This window comes from Pseudomonas sp. O230 (assembly GCF_045447035.1).
In the GTDB taxonomy this organism is placed as follows: domain Bacteria; phylum Pseudomonadota; class Gammaproteobacteria; order Pseudomonadales; family Pseudomonadaceae; genus Aquipseudomonas.
On sequence record NZ_JBJGXN010000011.1, the window covers coordinates 180,311 to 194,281 of the forward strand.

A 13,971-nucleotide genomic window follows, 5' to 3' on the forward strand; every position below is an offset into this window, starting at 1 on the left:
CGAGCACGGACGAAGTTCTCAAAGGGAGGCCGACGGGTCTCCCTTTTCTTTTGCGCGCAATTTTTCACCCTCCCTCAATAAATAAGTTGCGCGACTGATAACCTGTTGCAGAACCGGCCTGTGCTTTCCCAGTCTTACCTACAGGCCCTAACCCGCAGTGAGGAAAAGCATGAAGTCGCGCATCTGGCGTTTGGCCGGTGTTGGTTTGCTGTGTATCAGTGTCACTGCGCAATCGCTGGCCGACGAGCCGCAGAACCGGGGGCCTGACAACGGCCAACGCGGTGACGGTCATCAGGGCAACAATCAGGGCCACGGCGGCAACAATCAGCCGCGCCCCCAAGACAATCCGCAGCAGAATCAAGCGCGTCCGCAGAGCAACGAGATCATTCGTGGCGACAACAGTCGTCAGTTCGAGCAAAACGGCCAGCCGCGCAATGGCGGGCAGTGGCAAAACAATCAGCCACGGGACAATCCGCCCCGCGATTTCAACAGTCCCGTGCGGCCGCCACCGCCGCCGCCGCAATTGCCGGCCAACGATCTGCCGATCCAGGGCCGGCCCGACACCGTGCGCCAGACCCAGCAGCCGCAACGTGGTTACTATCAGGACATCCCGCGAAACAATGGTTACAACCAGCAATGGCAGACCGGCGGCCCTGGTTCACGTCCCGACGACCATCAGTGGGCCGGTCGCCCGAACGGCCACGGTAACGGCTGGGGTCCCGGCCCGCAGTATCGTCCCGGTCATGTGATCGACCGCTTCCCGGACCGCGACTATCGCGTGCCGTATCGTGGTCAGGATTATTTCTTCTCCGGCGGCTACTGGTATCGCCCGCTTGGCCCGCGCTATGTCGTCGTGCAGCCGCCACGGGGGATTCGCGTCAGTTACCTGCCCGATTACGCCCGCGAAGTGTGGATTGGTGGCGCGCTGTTGTTTCTCGCGGCCGGTTCGTATTACGCCTATCAGGAAAGCTCTCAGGACTACGTTGTGGTAGAACCGCCCGTGCAAGCGCAGCCGCAACCGACCAGCAATGGCTATGACGTGGTGGCCTATCCGGCCAACGGTCAGTCGCCGGAGCAGGTCAATCAGGACGGGTATGAGTGCTATCAATACGCGGTGCAGCAGAGTGGTTTCGATCCGCGTACGGCCACTTATCAACCGGACCCTTCGGTAGTGCAAGCCTACCGTCAGGCCCAGGGTAACTGCCTGAGCAGCCGCGGGTATCAGGTGAGTTTCTGATTCGCCCCGTCGGCCGTCACCACTTCCTGCGGGTCGGCGTGCACCAGCACTTCGGCTCGCGGGTAAGCGGCGTGAATCGCATCTGCCGCCTGATCGCTGATGCCGTGGGCGACTGACAGGCTCAGCTCCCCCGGCAACTCCAGGTGCAATTGCACGAACCACTGGTTACCGGAAACCCGCGTGCGCAGGTCATGCGCGCCCAACACGCCCGGTACGCTGCAAGCCAGTTCGAGCATGTGCTGGCTAACATCCGGCGGCAGCTCTTCATCCATCAGCACGGTAAAACTTTCCCGGGCGATCTGAATTGCACTCCACAGAATGTAAGCGGCAATCCCCAAGCCGAACCATGCATCCACCTGATGCCAGCCAAACCCGGCCAGCACCAGCGCCACCAGAATGCTGCCGTTGAGCAGCATGTCCGAACGGTAATGCAGGGAGTCGGCACGCACGGCGTTGGAACCGGTGGCCTTGACCACCTGATGCTGCAACGTCAGCAGGGCCAACGTCAGCGCCAGAGAAAACACGATCACGCCGATGCTGATCCACGGCGCACCTACCGGTTCCGGATGCTTGAGCCGATCAAACGCCTGCAACGCAATCAACACCGCACTGCCGCCAATGAACAGCGCCTGCGCCATGCCCGCCAATGACTCGGCCTTGCCATGCCCGTAACGGTGATCGTCATCGGCGGGGCGCAAGGCGTAATGCACCGCCAGCAGGTTGAGCAGCGAGGTGACGCCGTCGAGAACGGAATCGGTCAACCCGGCGAGCATGCTCACCGAACCGCTCAGCCACCAGGCGATGGACTTGGCAACGATCAACATGCTCGCGACCGCCACCGAGGTACGGGTCGCCAGCCGCAGCAGGCGGGCGTGTTCGGAGCTGGAAATCATAAATGCGGCTATTCCTTTATGTGCACGGATTACGCGGCAGGTTGCAAGCCAAGCAGGGCCAGTTGCTGGGTGCTGCCCTTGTGCTGGATCAGGCGTGGGTCATCTAGCGGAAAGCTGCGGCCCAGTTCGGTTTCAAGAATAGTCTGCAACTTGTGGTTATCGACCTTGCCGTCGGCGCCGATGGCTTCCTTGAGTTTTTCCGGGGCGACCTGCGCAGTCTCGCCCGGTGCGTAATAGATCGCGCCGGAGGCGAAGTCCACGGCAAACGCGATCAGGCCGGGGATGATGTAGAACAGCAGGCCCACGGCATCCAGCGCGGCGATGGCGGGGTCGATCTTGCCTTCGATCTGCCCGCGACGATCAGGGTAGAAGATCGATCCGCAAGCGGTGACCTGGGTCAGCAGGGTTGCAACCAATACACCGCCAATCAGGCGAAAGGGAACACGCATAGGAAATCTCCTGAGTAGTCTTGAAACGAAAGGGCGTCTCTATGAATTAGGACCCTGATAAACACTGAGCAGTTCGCCGTTATACTCGGCCCGGCAGGGCGTGCCCACAGTAAATTGCGGCCGCGTCTCACCCCTTCCTGAAATAGTTGAGTACTGAAGTTGTTGTTTCCAGTTCGACCACATGTAACGGCTGATGAATTTGTTCGGGGTTCGGCCCTCCGGGCTGAAGCTGTGGACGTGCCATGCTGCGTTGCGGAACTTGGTAAGGAAACGACCCTTACCTGCGTCCCGCGCCTTGCCTGGCACGCCCACAGCTTCAACGCGACTCGCAATTTACTGTGGGCACGCCCTGGGGAGCCAGCATGATTTCTTTGCCGATTGATGAAGTTTTACCCGCCCTGCGTGAAGCCTTGGCTACACGCCACGAAGCCGTGCTCGAAGCACCGCCCGGCGCCGGTAAAACCACCCGGGTGCCCTTGGCCCTGCTCCACGAGCCGTGGCTGGCCGGGCAGACCATTCTGATGCTCGAACCGCGCCGGTTGGCGGCGCGTGCGGCAGCGGAGCGTCTGGCCAGCGAGCTGGGCGAAAAGGTCGGTGAAACCGTCGGCTATCGCATTCGGCTGGACAGCAAAGTCGGCCCCAAGACGCGCATTGAAGTGGTCACCGAAGGCATCCTCACCCGCCGCCTGCAGGACGACCCGGCGCTGGAAGGCGTGGGTTTGTTGATCTTCGACGAATTCCATGAGCGCAGTCTCGACGCCGATCTGGCGCTGGCCCTGAGTCTGAATGGCCGGGAGCTGTTCCGCGACGATCAGCCGCTGAAAATCCTGCTGATGTCGGCAACGCTCGAAGGCGAACGCCTGGCCGGGTTGCTCGATGACGCGCCGATCCTGCGCAGCGAAGGCCGCATGTACCCGGTGGCAATGCGCTGGGGCCGACCGTTCCAGCCCGGTGAATTCATCGAGCCGCGTCTGGTGCAGACCATCCTTGAAGCCTTGAACGATGAAACCGGCAGCCTCTTGGTATTTCTGCCGGGGCAAGCGGAAATCCGCCGCGTGCATCAACAACTGGCCGATGCGCTGGGCGAAAGCTCGCCGGTTTTACTCTGCCCGCTGCACGGTGAACTGGACCTCGCCGCGCAACGCGCCGCGATTGATCCGGCACCGGCAGGCTTTCGCAAAGTGGTGCTGGCGACCAACATCGCCGAGACCAGCCTGACCATCGACGGCGTGCGCGTGGTGATCGATGCCGGGCTGGCGCGGGTGCCACGTTTCGATCCGGGCAGCGGCATGACCCGCCTCGACACGCAACGGATCTCCCGCGCCAGCGCCACTCAGCGCGCTGGTCGAGCAGGGCGGCTGGAGCCGGGCGTGTGTTATCGCTTGTGGTCGCAGGATCAACACGAGCAACTGGCGGCGTACGCCAGTGCGGAAATTTTATCGGCGGACCTTGCGGGGTTGGCGTTGCAACTCGGTCGCTGGGGTGTGACGCCGGGCCAATTGGTGTGGCTCGACGTACCACCCGCTGCCGCTTATGCCCAGGCTCAGGACTTGCTCGATCGCCTGGGCGCATTGGACGGTGAAGTGCTGACCCGCCACGGTCAGGCCATGGCCGAACTGCCGGCGCATCCGCGCATCGCTCATTTACTGTTGCGCGGGCAAGCACTTGGCTTGGCGGACATGGCGTGCGATGTCGCGGCATTGCTCGGCGAGCGGGATATCTTGCGGGGTGCCGGCGCCGATCTGCACAGTCGATTGGTGCTGTTGTCCGGTGAGGAACGTGCCGCGCGCGGTGCTCAGGGCGGCGTGCAACGGGCCCGGCAACTGGCGCGGCAGTATCGTGGTTATCTGCGTGGCAAGGCGTCGGAGCCGGTCAGCGATCCGGAGCATCCGCGCTGGCTCGGCGCCTTGTTGGCGCTGGCCTATCCCGACCGTGTGGCGCAGCAACGTCGAGCGGGCGGCGCGGAATATCGCCTGGCCAACGGTCGTGCGGCGTTGTTCGCCGAGGCTGACAGTTTGATGAAGCAGTCGTGGCTGGTGATCGCCGATCTCGGCAGTCGTCAGGGCCAGCGTGAGGAGCGGATTTATCTGGCGGCGGATTTTGATCCGGCGTTATTCGATTCGGTGTTGGCCGAGCAAGTGCGGGTGGTCGATCAACTGGATTGGGATGAGCGCGAAGGCGTGTTGCGCGCCGAGCGTCAGCGCAAGGTCGGGGAGTTGATCCTCAGCCGTGAACCCTTGACCGGGCTCGATGAAACCGCGCGCAGTCAGGCGCTGGTGAATCTGGTGCGGCGCAAGGGGCTGGAGCTGTTGCCGTGGACCCCGGAGTTGCGTCAGTGGCAGGCGCGGGTGGCGTTGTTGCGGCAGTTGGATCTGGGTAGCAAGCGTGAGAGCGAGTGGCCGGATGTCAGTGATGCTGCGTTGCTCAAAAGTCTTGAACACTGGCTGATGCCGTATCTGGGAAAGGTCTCTCGGCTCAGTCACTTCGCCAATCTGGACCTGTCTAGCATCGTTCATAACCTGCTGCCGTGGCCGTTGCCGCAGCGGCTGGATGAGTTGGCACCGCATCATTTGAGCGTGCCGTCGGGTTCGTCAATTCGCCTCGATTACAGTGAGCAACCGCCGATTCTGGCGGTGCGTTTGCAGGAGCTGTTCGGCCTGGCCGAAACCCCGCGCATCGCCGGTGGTCGGCAGGTGGTGAAGCTGCATCTGCTGTCCCCGGCGCGGCGGCCGGTGCAGGTGACGCAGGATCTGGCGAACTTCTGGCGCAGCACGTATGCCGAGGTGAAGAAGGATTTGAAGGGGCGGTATCCGAAGCATTACTGGCCGGACGATCCGCTGGTGGCTGAGGCCACGGCGCGGATCAAACCGCGCAAGGTTTAGCGGCCGTGCTCCGCCACGCCGTGCGCTATATCAGTACCCAGTCCAGGGCGGTCTGATTCTTGGTCCGCTCGTATAAAGGCCAGATTATTCGCAAGCCCGGTTGAATCACCCATTGACTCTCCCGTTACGGGCACACCCTACCCTGAAAGCTCGACGTTCAGGATGTCGTGATGATGAGCAAGCGAGTACTGGTAATTCTGGGGCACCCGTCAACCGACAGTTTTTGTGGTGCGTTGACCGAGGCGTATGTCGAGGCGGCCAAAAGTGCCGGGCATGATGTGCGTCTGTTACGGCTGGAGGCGCTGCGCTTCGATCCGGTGCTGCACGAAGGCTATAAACAGATTCAGCCACTGGAGCCCGATCTGCTCAAGGCCCAGGCCGATATCACCTGGGCTGAGCACCTGGCCTTTGTCTATCCGATCTGGTGGGGCGGCATTCCGGCCTTGATGAAAGGTTTTTTCGACCGGACGTTCTTGCCCGGCTTTGCCTTCAAATACCGCGAAGGCAAAGCCTTTCCCGACAAGCTCTTGAAAGGACGGACCGCTCACCTGCTGGTCACGATGGACACTCCACCGTGGTATTACAAATGGGTCTATCGCATGCCTGGCCTGCACCAGATGCGCACGACCACGCTGGCGTTCTGTGGCATCAAGCCATTGAAGACCCTGACGTTTGGCCCGTTGCTCGGTTCCAGGTCCAAACAGCGGGATGCCTGGCTCAAGCAAGCCCGGGACATCGCCAGCCACTGATACGCCCGTTGTGCAGCATCGCCTTGCAATGGGCGATGCCCGCTTCATGACTGCCTGCCCCCGCCATTTGATGTCCTCGGGTTCCCGCGTTCGCATGCCTATGTAAAGATGCCGCCGCGCGAGCGAGCGCCCCGTTCCCGGCATAAAAAGGACTTTTCATGTATATCGGCAAAGCGGCCCGGTTGTCGGGTACGACGATCAAAAGCATCCGCCACTATGAAGACATTGGCTTGCTGCCGCCGCCCCAGCGCGAAGGCAAATATCGTGTCTATAGCCAGCAGAGCGTTGAACTGCTTAGGTTCATCAAATGCGCCCAGCAACTGGGCTTCAAGCTTAAGGAAATGCAGGCGATCCTCCAGGGTCACCGGGGCCAGGAGCTGCCCTGGGACTTGGCGAGCAAGGCAATTGCCGACAAGAAAGCGGAGTTGATGACCCGGATCGAAGGGTTGCAGCAGGTTTACGCCGGGCTTGAGGCGTTTGAAGCCAGCCTGAAGGACGCCCAATCCCCGTGCCAGTTTGAACACCTTGGCAAAACCGCTTGAGCGACCTTACGGGGGTGTTATCGAAGCACGACTGAGGGGAAACAAGCGCCGCCTTCAAGTCCATCGTGAGCAAGCGCGCCCCTACAAGGGCAGGTGTGAACCTTGAGATTTAGCGGTCAGCTGCTCTCGACAATAATCGGCAAACAACTGCGCTGGTTTGGTCAGTTGCCCGCGTTTGAGCCACGCCGCCACCAATCCTGAGCCGGTGACGTCTTCGACGATGTCCACGCACACCACTTTCTGCCCGTCGTAGGTGCATTCCGAGTGCGGGCGCGTGACCAGGATCGAGAAGCCAAACCCTTGGCCGACCATGCCCCGAACCATCTCGATCGACGGTGAGCTGAAGGCAATGTTCGGCGACAGGCCCAGTTCTTCAAAGAGGCTGACGAAGTAGGTTCGGCTCGGTTGCACGTCCAGCAGAATCATCGGTTCCAGGCACAGGTCGCGCAGGGACACTTGCTTGAGTTGGGCAAAACGATGATCCGCCGGTAGCAGCGCGTAAGGCCGTTGCGCCGGCATCAACGGTTCGGTTTCGATGGTGGCGTCGAGATCGTGTTCATAGAGGATCGCCAGGTCGAAGGTGCCCGAAGTCAGGCCTTGCACCAGCTCCTGCTGCTCGCCGTCGCGGATGCGGATTTTTACCCCCGGGTACAGCGCCGAGAACCCGGCAATCAATTGCGGCAGGTACAGCGGGGCGACGGTTTCGAAGCAGCCGATGTCGATTTGCCCGGCCACCACGTCGTTGTCGGCCAGGGCGTTCTGTTCGAACTCCTTGGCCATGCGCAACAGTTCCTGGGCCTTGCGGTAGAAGCGCGCACCGCTGGGGGTCAGGGACACGCCTTGCGCGTGATGACGGATCAGCAGTTGCACGCCGAAGCTGTCTTCCAGGCCTTTGATCGCCGTGGAGATCGCCGGCTGCGCGATGTACAGCTTGCGCGACGCCTCGGCGACGCTGCCGCATTCGACGGTGGTGATGAAGTATTTCAATTGACGCAGGTTGTAGGCAGCCACGGCAAACCTCGGGTTGGATGGACTCGACATCCACGCAATTTTTGCGCCGACTGCATCCGTTCTGACGACGGTGTCGTTGTGCCTGAACAATAACCACATACCGCGCAACGGTGGAGATGGGCTGCCCAGTTTTTTCATGGTCTGCGAAGACATTTTTACTATTTTTCCTCGACACGGGCCTGGGCCACCATCCAATTCACAAGAAAAGCCCTTGGAGCATCTGAACGTGTTCGAGCTTACCTACTGGCAAAACAAAGCCGCCGCGCTGACGTTTCCTGACCACGCCCTGATCGATGGTCAACCCCGTTCGGCGCAGTCGGGGCAGACCTTCGCTGCGATCAACCCGGCCACCGGCCAGCGCCTGGCCAACGTGACCGCGTGCGGCGAGGAAGAGGTGACCGCCGCCGTAAAAAATGCACGGCAGGTGTTTGAGGCCGGCACCTGGTCGGCGCGTTCGCCAAGCGAACGCAAGCACGTGCTGCTGCGCCTGGCCGATCTGATCATGAGCCACCGCGAAGAACTGGCACTGCTCGATTCGCTGAACATGGGCAAACCGGTGATGGACGCCTACAACATCGACGTGCCGGGCGCCGCCGGGGTATTTCGCTGGTACGCCGAAAGCCTCGACAAGCTCTACGACCAGATCGCCCCGAGCGCACAAAACGTCTTGGCAACCATCACCCGCGAAGCATTGGGCGTGGTCGCCGCCGTGGTGCCTTGGAACTTCCCGCTGGACATGGCCGCGTGGAAACTCGCGCCAGCGCTGGCCGCAGGCAATTCGGTGATCCTCAAACCCGCCGAGCAATCACCGTTCTCTGCCCTGCGTCTGGCCGAACTGGCGCTGGAGGCCGGACTTCCCGCCGGCGTGCTGAACGTGCTGCCGGGCCTTGGCGAGCAAACCGGCAAAGCCCTCGGTTTACACCCGGACGTTGATTGCCTGGTGTTCACCGGCTCCACCGAAGTCGGCAAATATTTCATGCAGTATTCCGCGCAATCGAACCTGAAACAGGTATGGCTGGAATGCGGTGGCAAGAGCGCCAACCTGGTATTCGCCGATTGTCAGGACCTGGATCTGGCCGCCGAGAAAGCCGCGTTCGGCATCTTCTTCAATCAGGGCGAAGTGTGCTCGGCCAACTCGCGGTTGCTGGTGCAGCGTTCGATCCATGACGAGTTCGTCGAGCGCCTCAAGGTGCAGGCCGAACGCTGGTTGCCGGGCGATCCGCTGGACCCGTCGAGCAGCGCCGGGGCGATTGTCGACAGCCGCCAGACCGCACGCATCATGAAGTTCATCGAGCAAGCCGAACGCCAGGGCGCGAGCAAGGTGTGTGGCGGTCGGCAGTCGATTTTCAACGGCTCCGACAATTTCATTCAACCGACGATTTTTACCGGCGTGAGCCCGGACATGCCGCTGTTTCGCGACGAAGTGTTCGGCCCGGTGCTGGCCGTCACGGCGTTTGATGATGAGGCACACGCTTTGCTACTGGCCAACGACAGCGTCTACGGACTGGCTGCGTCGCTGTGGACCGACGACCTCAATCGCGCCCACCGCGTGGCGCGGCAATTGCGCGCGGGCACGGTGTCGGTCAACAGCGTCGATGCGCTCGACGTGACCGTGCCGTTCGGCGGCGGCAAGCAGTCCGGTTTCGGCCGTGACCTGTCGCTGCACTCATTCGATAAATACACCCAGTTGAAGACCACCTGGTTTCAGCTGCGCTCATAACAGCCGCTTACAACAAAACGGAGAACTGGCGATGACCACACCACGTGAAACCCGCGACTACCAGGCCGCCGACGCTGCGCACCACATTCACGCATTCGTCGATCAGAAAGCGCTCAACGATGAAGGACCACGGGTGATGGTCCGTGGCGAGCGCCTGCACCTGTGGGACAACGATGGTCGGCGTTACCTCGACGGCATGTCCGGGCTGTGGTGCACCAACCTCGGTTACGGGCGCAAGGATCTCGCGGCTGCAGCGACCCGTCAGCTTGAACAGCTGCCGTACTACAACATGTTTTTCCACACCACCCACCCGCAAGTGATCGAGCTGTCGGAGTTGCTGTTCAGTCTGCTGCCGGGGCACTACAGCCACGCGATCTACACCAACTCCGGCTCCGAAGCCAACGAGGTGCTGATCCGCACCGTGCGCCGTTACTGGACGATCCTCGGCAAGCCCGAGAAGAAAGTCATGATCGGTCGCTGGAACGGTTACCACGGTTCGACCCTGGCGGCGACGGCGCTTGGTGGCATGAAGTTCATGCATGAAATGGGCGGCATGCTGCCGGACATCGAGCACATCGACGAACCGTACTTCTTCGCCCACGAAGGCAACCTGACCCCGGCTGAATTTGGCCTGCGGGCGGCGCAGCAACTGGAAGCGAAGATTCTCGAACTGGGCGCAGACAAGGTCGCCGGGTTTATCGCCGAACCGTTCCAGGGTGCGGGCGGAATGATCTTTCCGCCGGAAAGCTACTGGCCGGAAATTCAGCGGATCTGCCGCAAGTACGACGTGCTGTTGTGCGCTGACGAAGTGATCGGCGGCTTCGGTCGCACCGGCGAATGGTTTGCCCACGAGCACTTCGGTTTCGAGCCGGACACGCTGTCGATCGCCAAGGGTTTGACCTCCGGTTACATCCCCATGGGCGGGCTGATTTTGTCGAAGAAAATGGCCCAGGTATTGGTGGAGCAGGGCGGGGTGTTTGCCCACGGCTTGACCTATTCCGGGCACCCGGTGGCGGCAGCGGTGGCCATTGCCAACCTCAAAGCGTTGCGCGATGAAGGCGTGGTGACGCGGGTCAAGGATGACATCGGCCCATACCTGCAACAGTGCTTGCGCGAAGTGTTCGGCAGCCACCCGTTGGTGGGGGATATTCAGGGTGTCGGCATGGTAGCGGCGTTGCAGTTGGCCGAGGACAAAACCAGCCGCAAGCGCTTCGCCAACGAAAATGATATTGCCTGGCGCTGCCGCACGATTGGCTTTGAAGAAGGGGTGATCATTCGCTCGACGCTGGGGCGGATGATCATGGCGCCGGCGTTGATTGCCCGTCGGGAAGAGGTTGATGAGTTGGTTGGCAAGACCCTGAAAGCGGTGGATCGTACGGCGCAGGAATACGGTCGGCTTTAATCTTGTAGCGCTCTTTCAGGCCTCTTCGCGAGCAAGCCCGCTCCCACACTTGATCGGTGTCGTACACAATTTTTGTGACCGACCTGGATCCAATGTGGGAGCGGGCTTGCTCGCGAATGCGATAGTCAATTCAACACACCTCTCAGCTTTTGCACCCACCCCGTGCACCCCCGCCAACCCCGCCCTTTTACCGCGCACGCTACCCAGTTTTTTCATCACTCCCAACGACATATTTCCTGATTTTCCTTCTCCCGGCCTTGGGCCAACATCGACCTTGCCAGTCAGCCGAACGCTGCCCACAACAAGGTCCATCAGAGGCCACCCGTGGCAGCTCTTCTCCAAACGCTGCTGGCCGTACTGCCCATGACAAAACTAAATCAACAGCTTTGGGAGTGCTCCATGATCAAGTCCTTGCTTACCCGCGTCGCTCATCCACTGGCGGTCACCGCCATCGCCGCGACGGTCGCTACCAGCGCCCAGGCCGGCACCCTCTCCATCGGCCACACCACTTGGGTCGGTTACGGCACGCTCTACCTCGCCCAGGACCTGGGCTACTTCAAGGAAAACGGTCTGACCGTCGAATTGCCCGTCGTCGAAGAAGCCTCGATGTACATGGCCGCGCAAGCCTCGGGCGAATTGTCCGGCTCGGCGTCGACCATCGATGAAGTGCTGAAATACCGTCCGCAATTCTGCTTCAAAGCGGTAGCCGCACTCGATGACAGCCACGGTGGCGACGGTGTTCTCGTGGGCAAGGACGTCAAGAGTCTGCAGGAGCTGAAAGGCAAAGCGGTGGCGGTCAACGAAGGTTCCACCTCGCAGTTCTGGCTCTCGTACTTGCTGAAAAAGCACGGCATGAGCATGAGCGACATCACCGTGCAAAACATGACGGCCGACGATGCCGCCACCGCGTTCATCGCCGGTCGCGTGCCCGCCGCCGTAACCTGGGAACCGCATCTGTCGATGGTGCGCAGCAAGCAACAAGGCAAGGTGCTGATCGACAGCAGCAGTACGCCGGGGGTGATTGTCGATGTGGTCGCGCTCAACTGCACGGTCATCGAGAAGCAGCCGGAAGACGTCAAGGCGTTGGTCGCCGGTCTGTACAAAGCGGTGCAGTACACCAAGGACCATCCGAAGGACGCCTACAAAATCATGGCCAAGGGCGTCGGCGGTTACCTCGCCGATCCGAAGGAGCTGGAAGCCGCCGCGCAAGGCGTGCGTTTCTACGATCAGGCCATGAGCGAAAAACTCCTGGGCTCGCCGGGCAATCCTGGCGACAGCGAACCGCTGATCAAACTGGCCAACGAAACCGCCAGTGAATTGCAGGGCAAGCCTTACAACGTCAGCAATGACGACCTGATCGACAACCGCTTCGTCACCCCGCTCTAGGAGGTTCGCATGTTCAAGCGCAATTCATGGCTGAGCCGCTGCATCACGCCCAAGACAGGCCTGCCGGTGTCGGTGATCTGGAGCGCGAGCGGTCTGGCGTGGGTGCTATTGGTCGGCCTGTGGGCCGGGTTGTCTTACGGCGGCGTGGTGCCGGGCATGTTCCTGCCGACACCGGGCGCGGTGGTCGAAGCCGCTGTGCGCCTGAGCCGCGACGGCACGCTCGGCCAGCACGTATGGGCCAGTCTTGAAGTGGTGATGGTCGGCTTCATTGTGTCGTCGCTGGTGGCGGTGCCGCTGGGGTTGCTGATGGGCAGCTTTCGCATCGTTCAGGCGTTCCTCGAACCGATGGTGAATTTCATTCGCTACCTGCCGGTGACCTCGTTCGTGCCGCTGTTCATTTTGTGGATCGGCATCGGTCTGGAACAGCGCGTTTCGGTGATCATCTTCGGCGTGTTTTTCCAGCAACTGGTGATGATCGCGGACGTGTCCAAAGGCATCTCCAAGGACTTGATCAACGCCTCGTACACCCTTGGATCGAACCGCCGCGATGCGGTGCTGCATGTGATCGCTCCGGCGTCGTTGCCCGGTGTGCTCGACACCTTGCGCGTGACCATGGGCTGGGCCTGGACTTACCTGGTGGTCGCCGAGCTGGTCGCCGCTTCCAGTGGTCTGGGTTACCTGAGCCTCAAAGCCATGCGCGGTTTTCAGGTGGATGTGATTTTCCTCGCCATCGCGATCATTGGCCTGCTGGGCCTGGTCACCGATCAACTGTTCCGTTTCCTTCGTCTGAGGATTGCCGCATGGGCTCAGTAACCGCCGTCAACCCGCGTTTCGTCACCCCGATGGCCGCCCCGGCGCCTGCTGCGCCACGCCTGCAAGTGGATAAGGTCAGCCTGCGTTACCAAAAGCCTGACGGCGGCGTGTTCACCGCACTGGATCAGGTTTCGTTCGACGTCCCGGATCAGCAATTCGCCGTGCTGGTCGGGCCGTCGGGGTGCGGCAAGTCGAGTTTGCTGTACCTCACTGCCGGCTTGAACGAGCCGACGGAAGGCGAGATCTACGTCGGCGGTCAGCAAGTGCAGGGCCCCGGGGCGGATCGCGGCATGGTGTTCCAGAGCTACACGCTGTTCCCGTGGCTGACCGTGCGCCAGAACGTCGAGTTCGGCCTCAAGCGTCGCGGCATGGCGGCGGCGCAGCGCAAGGAGATCGTCGATTACTACGTCAATGAAGTCGGCCTCACCGGTTTTGCCGACAACTACGCCAAGCAGCTGTCCGGCGGCATGATGCAGCGGGTGGCGATTGCCCGGGCGTTGGCCAACGATCCGCAAATCCTGCTGATGGACGAACCCTTCGGCGCCCTCGACAGCCAGACGCGCCTGCAAATGCAGCAGCTGCTGTTGCGCGTTTGGGGCAACAGCAAGAAGACCGTGCTGTTCGTGACCCACGATATCGACGAGGCGATTCTGCTGGGCGATCGGGTTTACGTGATGGGCGCCAGGCCTGGGCGGATCAAGCAGATTCTGGACGTGCCGATCGAACGCCCACGGACCCTGGACATGGTCATGGAGCGCTCGTTCATCGAGATGAAGCGCGATATTTTCGGGCTATTGCATGACGACCTGGAGGAGGTGCATTGAGCCGAGCGATCCCCTGTAGGAGCCAGCTTGCTGGCGATGAGGCCGTCACATCCAACCTCTTCG

The 13,971-nt window shown here is 61.4% G+C and carries 12 protein-coding genes; 9 read left to right on the forward strand and 3 right to left on the reverse strand.

Going from position 1 to position 13,971, the window contains the following annotated elements; genetic code table 11:
- Positions 1-169 precede the first annotated feature (169 nt).
- Positions 170-1,237 carry a DUF6515 family protein gene (locus ACI77H_RS24200; protein ID WP_407014169.1) on the forward strand — a complete coding sequence of 356 codons (1,068 nt, stop codon included), beginning with the start codon at positions 170-172 and terminating at the stop codon, positions 1,235-1,237.
- Here the strand turns inward: ACI77H_RS24200 and ACI77H_RS24205 are convergent.
- The gene (locus ACI77H_RS24205; RefSeq protein ID WP_407014170.1) at positions 1,222-2,130 is read right to left on the reverse strand and encodes a cation diffusion facilitator family transporter; all 909 of its coding nucleotides are present in this window, start codon (positions 2,128-2,130) and stop codon (positions 1,222-1,224) included. The two genes, ACI77H_RS24200 and ACI77H_RS24205, sit on opposite strands and share 16 nt — an antisense overlap.
- 29 nt (positions 2,131-2,159) lie before the next feature.
- The gene (locus tag ACI77H_RS24210; RefSeq protein ID WP_253432399.1) at positions 2,160-2,579 is read right to left on the reverse strand and encodes a polyribonucleotide nucleotidyltransferase; all 420 of its coding nucleotides are present in this window, start codon (positions 2,577-2,579) and stop codon (positions 2,160-2,162) included.
- A gap of 362 nt (positions 2,580-2,941) precedes the next feature.
- On the opposite strand from ACI77H_RS24210, the gene hrpB reads away from it, so the two are divergent.
- The 3 genes from hrpB (at position 2,942) to ACI77H_RS24225 (ending at position 6,752) form a co-directional block, all read left to right on the forward strand.
- On the forward strand, positions 2,942-5,461 hold the full coding sequence (gene hrpB, locus ACI77H_RS24215; RefSeq protein ID WP_407014171.1) for an ATP-dependent helicase HrpB: 2,520 nt from the start codon (positions 2,942-2,944) through the stop codon (positions 5,459-5,461).
- Between the two features lie 170 nt (positions 5,462-5,631).
- Complete coding sequence (locus ACI77H_RS24220) at positions 5,632-6,210, forward strand: NAD(P)H-dependent oxidoreductase (protein ID WP_407014172.1); 579 nt, start codon at positions 5,632-5,634, stop codon at positions 6,208-6,210.
- A gap of 158 nt (positions 6,211-6,368) precedes the next feature.
- Positions 6,369-6,752: a MerR family transcriptional regulator gene (locus tag ACI77H_RS24225; RefSeq protein WP_407014173.1), complete on the forward strand. Its 384-nt coding sequence runs from the start codon at positions 6,369-6,371 to the stop codon at positions 6,750-6,752.
- Between the two features lie 81 nt (positions 6,753-6,833).
- Here the strand turns inward: ACI77H_RS24225 and ACI77H_RS24230 are convergent, their stop codons facing one another.
- Complete coding sequence (locus ACI77H_RS24230; protein ID WP_407014304.1) at positions 6,834-7,763, reverse strand: LysR substrate-binding domain-containing protein; 930 nt, start codon at positions 7,761-7,763, stop codon at positions 6,834-6,836.
- 226 nt (positions 7,764-7,989) lie between these two features.
- Here ACI77H_RS24230 and ACI77H_RS24235 point away from each other — a divergent pair, with 226 nt between their 5' ends.
- The 5 genes from ACI77H_RS24235 to ACI77H_RS24255 all read left to right on the forward strand — a co-directional run bounded on the left by ACI77H_RS24235 (position 7,990) and on the right by ACI77H_RS24255 (position 13,908).
- Complete coding sequence (locus ACI77H_RS24235; protein WP_407014174.1) at positions 7,990-9,483, forward strand: aldehyde dehydrogenase; 1,494 nt, start codon at positions 7,990-7,992, stop codon at positions 9,481-9,483.
- Positions 9,484-9,514: 31 nt separating this feature from the next.
- On the forward strand, positions 9,515-10,885 hold the full coding sequence (locus ACI77H_RS24240; RefSeq protein ID WP_407014175.1) for an aspartate aminotransferase family protein: 1,371 nt from the start codon (positions 9,515-9,517) through the stop codon (positions 10,883-10,885).
- 399 nt (positions 10,886-11,284) lie between these two features.
- On the forward strand, positions 11,285-12,271 hold the full coding sequence (locus ACI77H_RS24245; protein WP_407014176.1) for an ABC transporter substrate-binding protein: 987 nt from the start codon (positions 11,285-11,287) through the stop codon (positions 12,269-12,271).
- Positions 12,272-12,280: 9 nt separating this feature from the next.
- Positions 12,281-13,084, forward strand: coding sequence for an ABC transporter permease (locus ACI77H_RS24250; protein WP_192410829.1), 804 nt, complete (start codon positions 12,281-12,283; stop codon positions 13,082-13,084).
- Positions 13,072-13,908 carry an ABC transporter ATP-binding protein gene (locus ACI77H_RS24255; protein WP_407014177.1) on the forward strand — a complete coding sequence of 279 codons (837 nt, stop codon included), beginning with the start codon at positions 13,072-13,074 and terminating at the stop codon, positions 13,906-13,908. The genes ACI77H_RS24250 and ACI77H_RS24255 overlap by 13 nt, the downstream gene beginning before the upstream one ends.
- The last annotated feature ends 63 nt before the right edge of the window (positions 13,909-13,971 follow it).

What these genes read in the sequence shown, in the direction of transcription:
- ACI77H_RS24220 (WP_407014172.1), top strand. Translation starts at nt 5,632, where the DNA reads ATGATGAGCAAGCGAGTACTGGTAATTCTGGGGCACCCGTCAACCGAC.
- ACI77H_RS24250 (WP_192410829.1), top strand. Translation starts at nt 12,281, where the DNA reads ATGTTCAAGCGCAATTCATGGCTGAGCCGCTGCATCACGCCCAAGACA.
- hrpB (WP_407014171.1), top strand. Translation starts at nt 2,942, where the DNA reads ATGATTTCTTTGCCGATTGATGAAGTTTTACCCGCCCTGCGTGAAGCC.
- ACI77H_RS24205 (WP_407014170.1), bottom strand. Translation starts at nt 2,130, where the DNA reads ATGATTTCCAGCTCCGAACACGCCCGCCTGCTGCGGCTGGCGACCCGT.
- ACI77H_RS24200 (WP_407014169.1), top strand. Translation starts at nt 170, where the DNA reads ATGAAGTCGCGCATCTGGCGTTTGGCCGGTGTTGGTTTGCTGTGTATC.
- ACI77H_RS24240 (WP_407014175.1), top strand. Translation starts at nt 9,515, where the DNA reads ATGACCACACCACGTGAAACCCGCGACTACCAGGCCGCCGACGCTGCG.
- ACI77H_RS24255 (WP_407014177.1), top strand. Translation starts at nt 13,072, where the DNA reads ATGGGCTCAGTAACCGCCGTCAACCCGCGTTTCGTCACCCCGATGGCC.
- ACI77H_RS24225 (WP_407014173.1), top strand. Translation starts at nt 6,369, where the DNA reads ATGTATATCGGCAAAGCGGCCCGGTTGTCGGGTACGACGATCAAAAGC.
- ACI77H_RS24210 (WP_253432399.1), bottom strand. Translation starts at nt 2,579, where the DNA reads ATGCGTGTTCCCTTTCGCCTGATTGGCGGTGTATTGGTTGCAACCCTG.
- ACI77H_RS24245 (WP_407014176.1), top strand. Translation starts at nt 11,285, where the DNA reads ATGATCAAGTCCTTGCTTACCCGCGTCGCTCATCCACTGGCGGTCACC.